A 14,132-nucleotide genomic window follows, 5' to 3' on the forward strand; every position below is an offset into this window, starting at 1 on the left:
ACGGCACAGGAGTCGTTACTGGCGACACGCCATCTATCTCCCCATTACGACAGGAAGTGACACATGGCTTCAGTGATCAATACCAACACGCTTTCCATGGTGACTCAGCAGAACCTGAATCAGTCCCAGAACGCCCTGAACACCTCCATGGAACGTCTGTCCTCCGGCCTGCGCATCAACAGTGCCAAGGACGACGCCGCCGGCCAAGCCATTGCCAACCGCATGGATGCTCAGATCACTGGCTTGTCCCAAGCGCAGCGTAACGCCAATGATGGTATTTCACTTGCACAAACTACTGAAGGGGCTTTGAATCAAGTCAATGATAACCTTTTGCGGGTACGTGAACTGACGGTCCAAGCACAAAATGGTACCAATAGTGCAGAAGACCTTAGCTCCATACAAGATGAAATTACCCAACGTATGGCCGAAATAGATCGCATTTCAGATCAAACAAATTTCAACGGCACTAACGTTCTCGACGGATCCAAATCAGAAGTTGTGATCCAAGTCGGTGCAGATGACAATCAGTCAATTTCTATTAACCTGAAAAACATGGACATTGAGTCTTTAGGCCTAAGTGACTTCAGCGTAAGTGAGGGCATAGATGTAGATGACATTGCCAGCACTGCAAGCACCAAAGCAAGAGTCGGTGATGATGTAGCATTATCTTCAACAGGATTCACCAAACCCAGTGGCGGTGACGGTACATTTGGCGATTTCAAGGTCGATGATTCTGGTCAATACTATGTCGAGTATGCCGGTGATTCAACGCCCGCTAATAATGGCACGTATAACGTCACAATTGATGATGACGGCACAGCAACATTGGGGACAATAAATGCCTCCCCAGGGGATAACCTTGAGAGCGTCGAAGAGGTTAAAAAGAATGTAACTTTATCTGGAGACGACGCAACTAATACATTCGCCTATACAGGAAGCGACGAAGATGCTCCTGAATACGTGATAAAGGATGATAGTGGAGACACTACTGTCTATTATAGCGCTGGAATAAGTGATACAGGCGAAGTTACTCGCGGCGAAGAATTACATGCAGGAGGTCCTACACCCGATCCTCTGAAGACAATTGATGCTGCTTTGAGCATGGTCGATGATATGCGTTCTGACCTTGGTGCCGTGCAGAACCGTTTCGATTCTGCGATCACCAACCTAGCAACCACTGAAACCAACCTGGCCTCTGCCCAGTCGCGTATTCAGGATGCCGATTACGCAGAAGAAGTGTCCAGCATGACCACTGCACAGATTCTGCAGCAGGCGGGGACTTCCATGCTGACCCAGGCCAACCAGGTGCCGCAGAACGTGCTGTCACTGCTGGGCTGATCTCTGGCTCGCATGCTGCATAGGCCTGTCACTCAGCAAGAGTGGCAGGCCCGTCGCTGGCAGAGGATAGTGGCCTTGTTGATATTGGTCCTTTTAGTTGACAGAACTCGTGCATTTCAACCTCCGCCAGCGATATCCAGCACCACCGCCAGAAAACAAAAAAGGGCAGACGCATCGCGTCTGCCCTTTTTCATTGGAATGCGAACATGAATCACACCGCCATATTCATGATTTCCTTGTAGGCGCTGAGCAGCTTGTTGCGCACCTGTACGGTCATCTCGAATTCCAGTGAAGCCTTCTGGCCCGCCACCATGACCTGATCGAGGCTGACACCCGGGCTGCCCAGCTCGAAGGCCTTGGCCTGCCCCGCCGCGACCTGCTGTGACTGGCTGACGCGCGCCAGCGAATCCTTGAGCATGCCGGCAAAGCCCTGTGCATCAGTACCGCTGGCATCTGACACTGCGCCCACCGATTGAGCGTTGCTCCCGGCCGCCTGCGCCGCCATCTGATCGAGCTGCTGCAGACTGCCCGTCATCGCGGATGACATCGCCGCGCCGACTGCCTCAATCGCCATCCCGCCTCTCCTTTCTCAACACGCGCCATTCGTCTGCCGCTTTCAGTGGGGCTCAGACTACCAGTCAGTCGAGCGGCTGAAAGTGACTAATACCCCTGTTTTGCGACGCTATTCGTCTGATTGGATGTGCGCCCAGCTTCGATAATGGCCAGCCTACGCAAGAAGGCGCTGCGAAACGCGACATTGTTGATCCATCGTTTTCATGTTTCGCCCTGCTTGCTGGAATCACCCGCTGCGAGTTCAGACCACGGCGCTTATCGGACATCTGCATGAGTACACCCAGCCAGACAGCGCCCCAGTCGGGCACTTCGACGACGTCACAATCACCGGACAAGCCAGCCAATCCCTTGTTGGCGCGCCTGGCGGCATTGCCACGTCTGCCGCTCATCATGGCGGCCGCCTTCAGCGTGGCTGTCATCGTCGCGTTGTTGCTGTGGGGCGCTGGCACCCAGTGGAGTGTGCTCTATCGTGATCTGCCCGCCAGCGAAGGCGGCGAGATCGTCGCGCAGCTGGAGCAGACCGGCGTGCCCTATCGGCTGAGCAATGAAGGCGCCACCGTCGAGGTCCCCAAGGAAGATGTCTATCGCCTGCGTCTGGCACTTGCCCAGCAGGGCCTGCCCAGCCAGGGCGGTTCCGGCTTCGAGCTGATGGATACTCAGGCCTTCGGCATCAGCCAGTTCTCCGAACACGTCAATTATCAGCGCGCCCTGTCCGGCGAACTGTCGCGCACCATCGCCAGTCTCGAGCCGGTCTCCAGCGCCCGTGTGCACCTGGCACTGCCGGAAGATTCCGTCTTCGTGCGCGAGCGCCGCCCAGCGACGGCGTCCGTGGTGGTTGAACTCAAGGGCGGCCAGCAGCTCAAGGCACGTCAGATCCAGGCCATCCAGCATCTGGTGGCCGGTAGCGTGCAGGGCCTGGCTAGCGAAGACATCACCGTCGTCGACCAGGACGGCAATCCGCTGTCGCGCCCGGCTGGCGATGCGCTCAATCTCGATGGCAGTGCGCTGGAATATGCCCAGGCACTGGAGCGCAGCTATCAATCGCGCATCAATGCCCTGCTGACGCCACTGGTGGGACGCGACAACTTCCGCGCCGAGGTCAGCGCCCAGCTCGATTTCTCCCACGCCGAAGAGACCGAAGAGCACTACACGCCCAACCAGCAACCGGGCAGCGCAGCGGTGCGCAGTGAACAGCTCAACAACACCGGCGCCGGCGTGATGCTCGGCATCGGCGGCGTGCCGGGTGCCCTCTCCAACACGCCCCCGGGAATTGCCGCCTCGCCCATCAATGCCGATGACGCGGCGAATGCTGACGGCGCGACACAGACTGACGACGCGACCAGCGGTCTGAGCAACTATCAGCGCAGCAGCACCATCAACTATGAAGTCAACAAGCGCGTGCGCCATACCCGCGCGCGCCTGGGTCGCCTCGACAATCTCTCGGTGGCGGTGGTGATCAATCACCGTCGCATCATGGACAGTGACGGCAACCCGGCCAGTGAACCGCTGGCAGCCGACCAGCTGGCACAGATCGATTCGCTGGTGCGCGAGGCGATGGGCTTCGATGCCGAACGTGGCGACAGCCTGAGCGTGATCAATGCGCCCTTCATGACCGCCGAACAGCAGAACGCCGGCCCGCCGCAGCAGTGGTGGGAGAAGTGGCTGAACAATCCCGAGATGCAGGCGCTGGCCATCGAGCTTGGCCGCTACCTGATCATCGGCTTCATCGCCTGGCTGCTGTATCGCAAATTGCTGCGCCCGCTGTTGCAGCCGCTGCTGCGTCCCCAGGAGGCCTACCAGACCATCGGTCAGCCGCCCGGCACACCGACCGCCGGCAGCGCAGTGGGTGGCATCGGCGCCATGGAGTCTGGCCTGGCGACGGCCAATGGCGACCTGGGCAGCATGATGGCGAGCCAGACCGCACCGGCCAGTGGCCCGCGCACGCCGACCACCTATCAGCAGAACCTCAAGGATGCACGTGACATGGCCCGCGATGACCCGCGCATGGTCGCCATGATCCTCAAGAACTGGATGAGTCATCATGAGTAAGACACTGACAAGCATGGAACGCAGCGCGGCCCTGATCATGAGTCTCGACGAGGACAGCGCCGCAGAGGTCTTCAAGTTCCTGTCTGCCCAGGAGATCCAACGGCTCAGCGCGACGATGACCAACATGCCGCAGGTCACCCAGGAGCAGATGGCGAAGACGCTGGAGGAATTCCACGCCGACAGCGAGCAGTTCAGCGCCGTCAATCTGCTGTCTACCGACCATATCCGCTCGGTGCTGGTGAAGGCGCTGGGGCAGGAGCGCGCCAGCTCGCTGCTCGAAGACATCTACGAGAGCTCCGGTCAGAACAATGGCATCGAGACGCTGAACCTGATGGAGCCGCCGCTGGTGGCCGAGATGATCCGCGACGAACACCCGCAGATCATCGCCACCATCATGGTGCATCTGGAGCGCCATCAGGCCTCACAGATTCTCGAGCACTTCTCCGACACCCTGCGCAACGATGTGCTGCTGCGTATCGCCACCTTCAGTGGCGTGCAGCCGGCGGCGCTGCAGGAGCTGACCGAAGTGCTGAGCAACATGCTCAGCGGGCAGAACCTCAAGCGCAGCAAGATGGGCGGCATTCGTACCGCGGCCGAGATACTCAACCTGATGCCGGGACAGCAGGAAGAGCAGGTCCTCGAGGCGGTACGCAATCACGACGAGAGTCTGGCGCAGCAGATCATCGATGAGATGTTCGTGTTCGAGAACCTGGTCGGGCTCGAGGATCGCTCCATCCAGCTGCTGCTCAAGGAGATCGACAACGAGACGCTGGTCACGGCGCTCAAGGGCTCCCCCGAGGCGATCATCCAGAAATTCCTGCAGAACATGTCGCAGCGTGCTGCCGAGATGCTGCGTGATGACATGGAGGCGCGTGGCCCGGTGCGCGTCAGCCAGGTCGAGGCCGAGCAGAAGAGCATCCTGCAGACGGTACGTCGACTGGCCGACAGCGGCGAGATCGTGATCAACAGCGGTGGCGAGGACTATGTCTGATGAGGACCATGTCCAGTTCTGATCCGCATCATGACGCGCCTGACCCGTGGGCCGAGCGCGACGTGGCAGGCAGCGATGACATGCATCAGTGGCAGCCGCTGGAACTTGACGCGCTGGATAGCAAGCCCGCGGCGCCTCAGTCGGGTGGCGGCTTTCAAGCCGGCATGCCGCACACTGCGGCGCCGGATGTCGGCCTGATTCGGCGCATGGCGCAGCGTGCCCGTTCGACCTTCGAGCAGGAGACGCTACAGCAGCAACAGGCGGCACGTGACGAGGGCTATGCCGCGGGCGAGAAAGCCGGTTATGAAGCGGGTCTGGCGCGTGCAAGGCAGGAAGCCGTCGAGCAGGCGGCGCGTCAGGCCGAAGCCGCCCAGCTGGCGCTCGAACAACAGGCTGCCCGGCTGGCACCGCTGATCGAGAACCTGCAGCAGTCACTGGCGTGCCTGGATGAGCAGATCAGCGATGAGCTGGCAGCACTGGCCATCAGCGTCGGTCAGCATCTGGCCCGTGAGGCATTTCGTGCCCATCCGGAGCACATCATCGACAGCGTGCGCAGCCTGCTGGCGGCGGATCCGCCGCTGATCGGCCGTCCGCGTCTTTACCTGAATCCGGACGACCTGCCGCGCGTCGAGCAGGCGATGGGCGAACAGCTCACCAAGCTGGGCTGGCAATGTCTGCCGGATGCCAGCCTGAGCCTCGGCGGGTGTCGCGCCGAAGCCGACAGCGGCTGTCACGATGCCAGCCTCGAGAGTCGCCTGGAGATGCTGTCATGCCAGCTGCGCCATCGCGGCAGCGCCGACGGCAGCCTGCATGGCAAGGATGAGGCCAGCGGCTCGCGCATCGTGCAATGCCAGTCGTCAGAACATGCACAGCCAGAGCAGGCACGCACTGAGCTGGCAGGAGATCGCACATGAGTGACACGCCATGAGCACCTCTTCCGCACAGCAATGGCGCAGCGCGCTGGGCGCCATTCGTGAGCGCGTCGAGAGCCTCGAGCCCCAGCGCAGCAATGGCCGCCTGGTACGCGCGACCGGCCTGGTGCTGGAAGCGGTCGGCCTGCGCCTGCCGGTGGGCGCCAGCTGTCTGGTCGAGCTGGGCGCGAACCTGCCGCCGGCCGAGGCCGAGGTGGTCGGCTTCGCCGATCAGACCCTCTACCTGATGCCCATCGACCCGCTCAGCGGCGTCGCACCAGGCGCGCGAGTGTTTCCCCTCGGGCATGGCAATGTCGGCGAGCGACGCTACCCGGTCGGCGAAGCACTGCTCGGGCGGGTCGTCGATGGCGTGGGTCGACCGCTGGATGGCCTCGGCCCGCTGGAAGATGTCGAACATGCGCCGCTGGAGAGCCGTCCGCTCAACCCGCTGGAGCGCGCGCCCATCGACACGCCGCTGGATGTCGGCATTCGCGCCATCAATGCCTTGCTGAGCGTCGGCCGTGGCCAGCGCATGGGGCTGTTCGCCGGCTCTGGCGTCGGCAAGAGTGTGCTGCTGGGCATGATGGCGCGCTTCACCGATGCCGATGTGATCGTGGTCGGCCTGATCGGCGAGCGCGGGCGCGAGGTGCAGGAATTCATCGAGAACATTCTCGGCGAACAAGGTCTCAAGCGCGCCGTGGTCGTGGCCACGCCGGCCGACATGACACCGCTGCATCGCCTCAAGGGCGCCAGCTACGCGACACGCATCGCCGAATCCCTGCGCGACAAGGGCCAGAATGTGCTGCTGATCATGGATTCGCTGACCCGCTATGCGATGGCCCAGCGCGAGATCGCCCTGGCCATCGGCGAGCCACCGGCCACCAAGGGCTATCCGCCTTCGGTCTTCGCCAAGCTGCCGGCGCTGGTGGAACGCACCGGCAACGGCCGGCGTGGCGGCGGGTCGATCACCGCCTTCTATACCGTGCTGACCGAAGGCGATGACCAGCAGGACCCCATTGCCGACAGTGCCCGCGCGATTCTGGATGGACATATCGTGTTGTCGCGGCGCATCGCGGAAAGCGGCCACTACCCGGCCATCGATATCGAAGCCTCCATCAGCCGCGCCATGTCGGCGGTGGCGCCGGAGCGGCAGCTCACCCGCGCCCGTCGCTTCAAGCAGTTCTATTCCAGTTATCAGCGCAATCAGGACCTGATCGCCATCGGCGCCTACCAGCCCGGCAACGACAAGGTGCTCGACGCCGCGGTGCGCCTGCACGAGCCGATGGGACGTTTCCTGCAACAAGGCACTACACAGCACGCAAGTCTTGCCGATAGTACGAACATGCTCGAACAATTGCTGGCCCAGCCATGATGGCCGCCTTCACCTGTCATTGATCGGGAATTCTCACTGAATGGCCATCTCATCGTCACGCTTTGACACCCTGACCCAGCTGAGCGAGCGCCGGCGTGATGGCGCTGCACGCCAGCTCACCAGCCAGCGTCAGCGTCAGGAAACCGCCGCCCAGCAACTGGTCACCCTCGAGCAATACCGTCTCGACTACTGCCAGCAGATGCAGGCACGCCTGACTCAGGGGCTGGACCCGGCCAGCTGGCACAACTATCAGGCCTTCATCGCATCGCTGGACAAGGCGATTGCCCAATGTCGCGCACGGGTAGCCCAGGAGCAGACCCAGACGCACCATCAGCATCAGCGGCTGGTGAAGGAACAGCAGACCCACGCGGCCTGGCAGGGCCTGGCGGATCGCGCCAGCCTGAGCGCCGCGTTGCAGGCGCGCACCGCCGAGCAACGTCAGAGTGATGAACAAGCCACCCAGGCCTGGTTACGCCGTGCCAATGGCTGAAGACGGCCAGTCGGAGGAGTGACACCATGACAGACACTGCACGCATCTCGATGTTGTCGGCCACCTCGCCAACCAAAGCGCCGACCAGCACCAAGGCCTCCTCTGAGGAAGCTCGCTCGCGCGACGACATCAGCTCAGCTTCCTCAGAGAGCGCCTTCGAGGCACATCTGTCACGCGCCCAGCGTGAGGATCGCCAGCAGGACAGGCAAGCGGTGCAGACGCAAGCGCAAGACGCACAGCAGCAGCGTATCGAGCATCGCGAGGCCGCCGAAGACAAGCATGCCCAGCACCTCGAGCAGGCTCAGGCAGCGTCGTCAGAGACATCGCCCACTCCGGGCCCCGCCGCTGCCGCCCTCCAGAATGGCAACCTCCCGCCTGCCCAGCCCTCATCGGCAAGCCAGACAACAGGACAGCCATCAGCGCAGCCACTCGAGGCCTCACGACTGGATAGCAGCGTCGAGCGCGGCATCTCGCGCATGCAACAGCTGCAGCTACTCACGCAAGGCGGTCAAGGAGCCTCTGGCGGCGACGAGGCAGCGCTGAACACGACATTTTCTACAACAACGGGAACGGCAACGCCCGCTGGCGCGCAGGCGCTCTCTACAGCGGGTAGCACAGCGGCCAACACGGCAGGCAGCACGGCGCTGCAAGGTGACTGGATCGCCGCGCTGCGCAATCCTGCGGCGGCGGGACTGGATGGCGCCATTGCGGATCAGTCGCCCAGCAACAGGACCTCCGCGACAGCGGCAGGCAGCCTGAGCACGGATGCGCCCTCCTCGCTGACGGACGGCGCGCTGGGCCCGCTGACCGAGGAGGCCATTGAAGGCGTCACCGCCAAGGCCGACGGCGCCCTGCTTGATGCGAATTCTTCACGTAGCGGTGGCGATCCGTCCCTGCTCTCGGGTGCGTCAACGGCTGGCGTATCAGCCGGCGTGTCGAATTCGAGCGCTGCCGGCAGCGGCGCCATGCTCAATGGCTCGGGCAATCCAGCAGCCAATCCAGCGGGCATGGCATCACAGGCGGGAGCCTTGATTCCCGCAAGCGTCGGCACTCAGGCCTGGCAACAGGCACTCAGCGAGCAGGTAGTACGCATGCAGCTGAGCAAATCGCCACAGGCCGAGATCGCGCTCAATCCGGCCAATCTGGGCAAGCTGACCATTCGCCTCAACATCGGCGAACAGGGCACCAGTGCGCACTTCGTCGCGGGCCACCAACAGGTGCGCTCGGCTGTCGAGTCATCCCTAGGGGAGCTGCGTCAGGCGCTGGAATCCCGTGGGCACGAGCTGACGGCGATCACCTTCAGTGCTCAGGACGACACACCGGGCGACACTCCGGACGGGGCGCCGGACAACTCGGCCAATCAGGGTCAGTTCGCCCAGCACCTCGAGGGTCAGCCGGCGAGTGATATCAGCACAAGCGCTGACGCCATGGAGGGGAGCCTCGCCGCGGGCAATCTCACAAGCAATCTTGCAAGTGCATCCCCGGCAGCCTGGGGGCAGCGTGAATGGCAGGCATGATGGGCCTGACGCTTGCCAGTTGCATCTGTCAGCGGCTCCCGTCAGGTAGCTGTCTGATGAGTCCGCCTGGCGCGTCATCATTCAAGTAAGCGCTCGCACGTGGCGTTATTCCGCCGTTCGATAACCACGCCTTCGGTCATACTGGCCCCGCCACCGACTCCAGGGACACCGCACCACGATGTCAACGATTATCACCACCCCCGCCAGTCAGCGTCGCTCCTGGCTGCTGATCGGGGTCATCAGCCTGATGAGTGCCGTGATCGCGGCGCTAGTGGCCGTCTATTTCGCACTGCCGATGCTCAGTGATCAGAAGGCCGCACAGGACGCCGAGCCGGAAGTCGTGGTCGTGCCACCGCCGGTCTTCATGCCGCTGGCGCCCTTCACGGTCAACCTGGAAAGCCCGCGCGGCAATCGCCTGCTCTATATCGGCATCACGCTCAAGATGGCCGATCAGGACGCGGTGGCGCGCGTGGAAGAACTCAAGCCCGAACTCAAGAGCCGTCTACTGCTGTTGCTGTCGGGCCAGAGCCCGGATGAGCTGATCACCCAGGCCGGCAAGCAGACGCTACAGAGCACCCTGACCGAGGCGCTTTCGCGCCCCTACAGTGAAGGCGGCCAGCCACTGGCCATCTCTGGCGTGCTGTACAACGACTTCATCGTGCAATAACTGGCCATGGCTCAAGACGATCTGCTGTCACAAGACGAAATCGATGCTCTGCTCTCCGGCGTGAACGGTGACAGCGGTGCAACGGCTGACGCCTCGAGCACGCCCGGCGAAGCGCGCATTCGCCCCTTCGACCCGGCGAGCCAGCACCGCATCATCCGGGATCGCCTGCATGCCCTGGATATCATCAACTCGCGTTTCAGCCGCCAGTTCCGCATGGGGCTGTTCAACCTGATCCGCCGCGGCGCCGATATCACTGCCGGGCCGGTGCAGTTCCTGAGCTACAACGAATTTTCTCGCAACGTGCCGGTGCCGACCAACATCAACCTGTTCACCATGAAGCCGCTGCGCGGCACCTCGATGCTGGTGTTTCCGCCCAGTCTCGTGTTCATGGTGGTCGACAGCCTGTTCGGCGGTGACGGCCGCTTCGTGACCAAGTCAGAGGGTCGCGAATTCACGCGCACCGAACAACGCGTCATCCAGCGCCTGATGCAGCTGGCCTTGAATGCCTACCGCGACGCCTGGTCGGCGGTCTACGCCGTGGAAACCGACTATCTGCGCAGCGAGATGCAGGTCAAGTTCGCCAATATCACCAGCTCTCCCAACGAGATCGTGGTGTGCACCAGCTTCCATCTGGAGGTCGGCAATCACAGCAGCGACTTCCAGATCTGCCTGCCCTACTCGATGATCGAGCCGCACCGCGAGCTGCTCTCGAGCCCGCTGCAGGAAACCAGCGCCGAGGGTGACAGCCGCTGGGGCGAGCGCCTGCGCAAGGAAGTGCGCGCCACCGATGTCGAGCTGCACGCCGACTTTGCCAGTATTACCACCACGCTGGGCGCCTTGGCCGAACTTGCCGTGGGCGATGTGCTGCCCATCGAGAAGCCCGAGCGCGTCAACGCCTACGTCAACAATGTGCCGGTGCTCGAAGCCGGTTTCGGTCGCGCCAATGGCCACCGCGCCCTGCGCGTGACCCGCATCATCAATCATCCGATCAACACTGCCAGCGAGGACAGCGGCGATGAGTGAGCCCAATTCGCCAGACGCGCCCGCGCCCAAGGCCACCCCGAATTCCCCGACATCCGGTACTGACGACCCCTGGGCCGATGCGATGACCGAGCAGATGGGCGACGAGTGGGCCAAGGCGCTGGAAGAACAGCAGAGCGAGGCTGCCCCCCAGGGCGGCGACATCTTCGAGCCCCTCGATGGCAGCGGTGGCGGCACACGTCCGCGCGAGCTGGACATGATCATGGACATCCCGGTCAAGATGACCGTGGAGCTGGGGCGCACGCGCCTGACCATCAAGCAGCTGCTGGAGCTGTCGCAGGGCTCGGTGATCGAGCTGGATGGCCTGGCCGGTGAGCCGATGGACATCCTGATCAACGGCTACCTGATCGCCCAGGGCGAGGTGGTCGTGGTCGAGGACAAGTACGGTATCCGCATCACGGAAATCATCACCCCCAATGAGCGGGTACAGAAGCTCAACCGCTAAGGCTGTTCCTGTCATGACCTCCGATGCCCCTGACGGCGCGATCTTGCTGCCGGATGCCAGCCCCAATACCAACACCAGCGCCAGCACTCAGGCGCCGTCACCGGCCTTTCTCGGTAGCGACGCAAACCTGAATGCCGATACAGGCCACAACTCACCGCTGGGCGCGGCCAGCCTGGTCAATACCGGGCTGGCGCTTGCTGCGGTGATCGGTGTGATCCTGCTGCTGGCATGGCTGATGAAGACGTTCGGGGGTGCCCAGACACTGCGCGGCAATCGCATTGCCCTGCGCCCGCTGGCGCGGCTGGCGCTGGGTCACAAGCAAAGCCTGGTGGTGGTAGCGGTGGGCAACCAGCAATTGCTGCTGGGCGTCGGGCCGGCGGGTATCACCTCCCTCGGTGAGCTGACGGCCGAGAATGGCGGCCTGTTGCCCGCAGACGATGGCAGCAATCCGAATGACGCATCGCTGGCCTCGTCTGCCTCCGCAACCGGCGGGAGCGGTGCCGCGGCCGGCTTTGCCGAGCTGCTGCGCGATCGTCTTGCCAGACGCTCGCCGACTGCCACATCCGCCACAACGCCCTCTGATGTGACGCAAACTACTACCTCAGACAAGACAGATGACGCGGAGCCTCACTCATGACGTGGCTGGTGAGGTTGTCGCCGGGCTTGAAGAAAGCAGGAAGGTTGAAGACAAGAGAGCTGCTGACAGGGTTATTGATCGCATTGTCGGCATGCCTGCTGACCAGCCAAGCGGCGCACGCCGATGTGCTCAGCGGCCTGACCAGCCAGCCACTGCCGGACGGCGGCGAGTCCTGGTCGCTGAATATCCAGACGCTGATCCTGCTCAGTGGCCTCGCCCTGCTGCCGGCGGCCTTGCTGATGATGAGCGCCTTTACCCGCATCATCATCGTGCTCGGCCTGCTGCGCACCGCGCTGGGTACCGCGTCTGCGCCGCCCAATCAGGTGCTGGTCGGCATCGCGCTGTTTCTGACCTTCTTCGTGATGTCGCCGGTGCTGGAGCGCATCTACGACGAAGCCTGGCAACCCTATGACAGCCAGGCCATCAGCCTGCAGGAAGCCATCGAACGCGGTGGCGATCCACTGCGCGAATTCATGCTCGGTCAGGTGCGTGAGCCGGATATCGCCCTGTTCGCGCGCCTGGCCAAGGTCGAGGAAATCCAGACCCCGCAGGATGTGCCGTGGCGGGTGCTGCTGCCGGCCTTCGTCACCAGCGAGCTGAAGACCGCCTTCCAGATCGGCTTCAGTCTGTTCGTGCCCTTCCTGATCATCGACCTGGTGGTGGCGAGTGTGCTGATGGCGCTGGGGATGATGATGGTGCCACCCGCCACCATCTCGTTGCCCTTCAAGTTGATGCTGTTCGTGATGGTCGATGGCTGGCAGCTGCTGCTGGGGTCGCTGGCCGAGAGCTTCTACTGAGAGAGCTGCTACTGAGAGAGCATCTACTGAGCCAGGCCCAGACATCACGCCGTCACCGGGCTTTCTAGTCGTGCCGCGCAACCGTGCACTGCCAGACTCGACACCTCCCATCTGCCCATCGAGAACGCGCCGCCATGACACCTGAAGTCATCACCAGCCTGGCCTCGCATGCCATGTACATCACCCTGTTGGTGGCAAGCCCGCTGCTAGCCAGTGCCCTGTTCATCGGCCTGATCGTCAGCCTGTTCCAGGCCGCGACCCAGATCAACGAGATGACCCTGTCCTTCATCCCCAAGATTCTCGGCGTGTTCGGCACCCTGGTACTGGCCGGCCCCTGGTTGCTGGAGACGCTGATGGACTTCACGCGCAGCGTCTTCACCGGCTTCCCGCACCTGATCGGATGAGCGATGCACCGATGAGCGTCACCGCAAAGCCCGACGCAAGCCCGGTGGGAGGACGCTCCATTGCCGAATGACCTGCTGTCCCCCGAGCATCTCCAGGCCCTGCTGCTGAGCGTGATGTGGCCCTTCGCGCGCCTGTCCGGTTTCATGATCAGCGCGCCGCTGTTCGGTCACCGCAGCCTGCCCACGCCGGTGCGCCTGTTGATGGCCTTTGGCCTGGCGCTGATCATCGCGCCGCTGGTCAATAGCCCACCCCCGGTGGATGTGCTCGGCCCGGCCGCCGTCTGGCAGCTGGCATTGCAGATGGGCGTCGGCCTGGCACTGGGCCTGGTGATGCGCATCACCTTCGCCATCGTCGAGGCGGCCGGGGAATTCATCGGCTTGCAGATGGGGCTGGCCTTCGCCAGCTTCTTCTCGGCCGACACCGGCACCAATACCCAGGTGCTGTCGCGTCTGCTGGGCATGCTGGCCATGCTGCTGTTTCTGGCCTTCAATGGCCATCTGCTGGTATTGGAAATCCTGGTCACCCACTTCCACGAGATTCCCCTCGACCTGCGCCGCATGGGGCCTATCGGGCTCGAGAATCTGTTGCTGTGGAGTGCCAGCCTGTTCAGTGCCGGCCTGCTGCTGGCCTTGCCGCTGGTGGCCTCGCTGCTGGCGATCAATCTCGCGATGGGCGTACTCAACCGCTCGGCGCCGCAGCTGTCGGTGTTCTCGATCGGCTTCCCGCTGACCCTGCTGCTGGGCATCGCGATGCTGTGGCTGATGATGCCGGGCATGACGGACTGGCTGTCGCTGTTGTTCCGTCAGGCGCTGGGCGCCTTCCAGGCCGTGCATGAAGGCCTGGGCACGCTGCCATGACACGCAAGCACTGATCTGAAAAGCAATCATCAGAACGCAAGA

At 62.8% G+C, this 14,132-nt stretch carries 15 protein-coding genes; 14 read left to right on the forward strand and 1 reads right to left on the reverse strand.

All coding sequences use genetic code 11. The features are described from left to right. Positions 1-63 precede the first annotated feature (63 nt). Positions 64-1,338: a FliC/FljB family flagellin gene (locus R1T44_RS10620; protein ID WP_317291977.1), complete on the forward strand. Its 1,275-nt coding sequence runs from the start codon at positions 64-66 to the stop codon at positions 1,336-1,338. A gap of 211 nt (positions 1,339-1,549) precedes the next feature. Here R1T44_RS10620 and fliE read toward each other — a convergent pair whose 3' ends face one another. After that, positions 1,550-1,912: a flagellar hook-basal body complex protein FliE gene (fliE, locus tag R1T44_RS10625; RefSeq protein ID WP_317291978.1), complete on the reverse strand. Its 363-nt coding sequence runs from the start codon at positions 1,910-1,912 to the stop codon at positions 1,550-1,552. Positions 1,913-2,181: 269 nt separating this feature from the next. Between fliE and fliF the strand changes: the two genes are divergently transcribed. From fliF to fliR, 13 genes are all read left to right on the forward strand, one after another. Next, positions 2,182-3,960, forward strand: coding sequence for a flagellar basal-body MS-ring/collar protein FliF (gene fliF, locus R1T44_RS10630; protein ID WP_317291979.1), 1,779 nt, complete (start codon positions 2,182-2,184; stop codon positions 3,958-3,960). Next, positions 3,953-4,951, forward strand: coding sequence for a flagellar motor switch protein FliG (fliG, locus tag R1T44_RS10635; RefSeq protein ID WP_288388090.1), 999 nt, complete (start codon positions 3,953-3,955; stop codon positions 4,949-4,951). Before fliF ends, fliG begins: the two co-directional genes overlap by 8 nt. Before the next feature lie 8 nt (positions 4,952-4,959). Continuing rightward, complete coding sequence (locus R1T44_RS10640) at positions 4,960-5,865, forward strand: flagellar assembly protein FliH (RefSeq protein WP_317291980.1); 906 nt, start codon at positions 4,960-4,962, stop codon at positions 5,863-5,865. Positions 5,866-5,875: 10 nt separating this feature from the next. Further along, entirely contained in the window at positions 5,876-7,234 is a 1,359-nt protein-coding gene (fliI, locus tag R1T44_RS10645; RefSeq protein WP_107334754.1) for a flagellar protein export ATPase FliI, read from the forward strand. Positions 7,235-7,274: 40 nt separating this feature from the next. After that, positions 7,275-7,724 (forward strand): flagellar export protein FliJ, encoded by a 450-nt coding sequence (gene fliJ, locus R1T44_RS10650; RefSeq protein WP_153635812.1) that lies wholly within the window; start codon positions 7,275-7,277, stop codon positions 7,722-7,724. A 26-nt stretch (positions 7,725-7,750) separates the two neighbouring features. After that, on the forward strand, positions 7,751-9,241 hold the full coding sequence (locus tag R1T44_RS10655) for a flagellar hook-length control protein FliK (protein WP_317291981.1): 1,491 nt from the start codon (positions 7,751-7,753) through the stop codon (positions 9,239-9,241). Between the two features lie 178 nt (positions 9,242-9,419). Next, positions 9,420-9,908, forward strand: a complete 489-nt coding sequence (fliL, locus tag R1T44_RS10660; protein WP_054556624.1) for a flagellar basal body-associated protein FliL — start codon at positions 9,420-9,422, stop codon at positions 9,906-9,908. A 6-nt stretch (positions 9,909-9,914) separates the two neighbouring features. Next, positions 9,915-10,931: a flagellar motor switch protein FliM gene (gene fliM / locus R1T44_RS10665; protein ID WP_107334751.1), complete on the forward strand. Its 1,017-nt coding sequence runs from the start codon at positions 9,915-9,917 to the stop codon at positions 10,929-10,931. Then, positions 10,924-11,394, forward strand: coding sequence for a flagellar motor switch protein FliN (fliN, locus tag R1T44_RS10670; RefSeq protein ID WP_317291982.1), 471 nt, complete (start codon positions 10,924-10,926; stop codon positions 11,392-11,394). The genes fliM and fliN overlap by 8 nt, the downstream gene beginning before the upstream one ends. 13 nt (positions 11,395-11,407) lie before the next feature. Beyond that, on the forward strand, positions 11,408-12,031 hold the full coding sequence (fliO, locus tag R1T44_RS10675; protein ID WP_317291983.1) for a flagellar biosynthetic protein FliO: 624 nt from the start codon (positions 11,408-11,410) through the stop codon (positions 12,029-12,031). Then, positions 12,028-12,828, forward strand: a complete 801-nt coding sequence (gene fliP / locus R1T44_RS10680) for a flagellar type III secretion system pore protein FliP (RefSeq protein WP_394805754.1) — start codon at positions 12,028-12,030, stop codon at positions 12,826-12,828. The genes fliO and fliP overlap by 4 nt, the downstream gene beginning before the upstream one ends. Positions 12,829-12,962: 134 nt before the next feature. Continuing rightward, positions 12,963-13,232: a flagellar biosynthesis protein FliQ gene (gene fliQ / locus R1T44_RS10685; RefSeq protein WP_054556620.1), complete on the forward strand. Its 270-nt coding sequence runs from the start codon at positions 12,963-12,965 to the stop codon at positions 13,230-13,232. Between the two features lie 60 nt (positions 13,233-13,292). Beyond that, complete coding sequence (fliR, locus tag R1T44_RS10690; RefSeq protein WP_317291984.1) at positions 13,293-14,090, forward strand: flagellar biosynthetic protein FliR; 798 nt, start codon at positions 13,293-13,295, stop codon at positions 14,088-14,090. The last annotated feature ends 42 nt before the right edge of the window (positions 14,091-14,132 follow it).

The sequence above is a fragment of the Cobetia amphilecti genome (assembly GCF_032923285.1).
Classification (GTDB): Bacteria; Pseudomonadota; Gammaproteobacteria; order Pseudomonadales; family Halomonadaceae; genus Cobetia; species Cobetia amphilecti.

Coding starts and splice junctions, on each gene's coding strand:
- R1T44_RS10640 (WP_317291980.1), top strand. CDS start 4,960: ATGTCCAGTTCTGATCCGCATCATGACGCGCCTGACCCGTGGGCCGAG.
- fliO (WP_317291983.1), top strand. CDS start 11,408: ATGACCTCCGATGCCCCTGACGGCGCGATCTTGCTGCCGGATGCCAGC.
- fliE (WP_317291978.1), bottom strand. CDS start 1,912: ATGGCGATTGAGGCAGTCGGCGCGGCGATGTCATCCGCGATGACGGGC.
- fliI (WP_107334754.1), top strand. CDS start 5,876: ATGAGCACCTCTTCCGCACAGCAATGGCGCAGCGCGCTGGGCGCCATT.
- fliP (WP_394805754.1), top strand. CDS start 12,028: ATGACGTGGCTGGTGAGGTTGTCGCCGGGCTTGAAGAAAGCAGGAAGG.
- fliG (WP_288388090.1), top strand. CDS start 3,953: ATGAGTAAGACACTGACAAGCATGGAACGCAGCGCGGCCCTGATCATG.
- fliQ (WP_054556620.1), top strand. CDS start 12,963: ATGACACCTGAAGTCATCACCAGCCTGGCCTCGCATGCCATGTACATC.
- fliN (WP_317291982.1), top strand. CDS start 10,924: ATGAGTGAGCCCAATTCGCCAGACGCGCCCGCGCCCAAGGCCACCCCG.
- fliJ (WP_153635812.1), top strand. CDS start 7,275: ATGGCCATCTCATCGTCACGCTTTGACACCCTGACCCAGCTGAGCGAG.
- fliL (WP_054556624.1), top strand. CDS start 9,420: ATGTCAACGATTATCACCACCCCCGCCAGTCAGCGTCGCTCCTGGCTG.
- R1T44_RS10620 (WP_317291977.1), top strand. CDS start 64: ATGGCTTCAGTGATCAATACCAACACGCTTTCCATGGTGACTCAGCAG.
- fliF (WP_317291979.1), top strand. CDS start 2,182: ATGAGTACACCCAGCCAGACAGCGCCCCAGTCGGGCACTTCGACGACG.
- R1T44_RS10655 (WP_317291981.1), top strand. CDS start 7,751: ATGACAGACACTGCACGCATCTCGATGTTGTCGGCCACCTCGCCAACC.
- fliM (WP_107334751.1), top strand. CDS start 9,915: ATGGCTCAAGACGATCTGCTGTCACAAGACGAAATCGATGCTCTGCTC.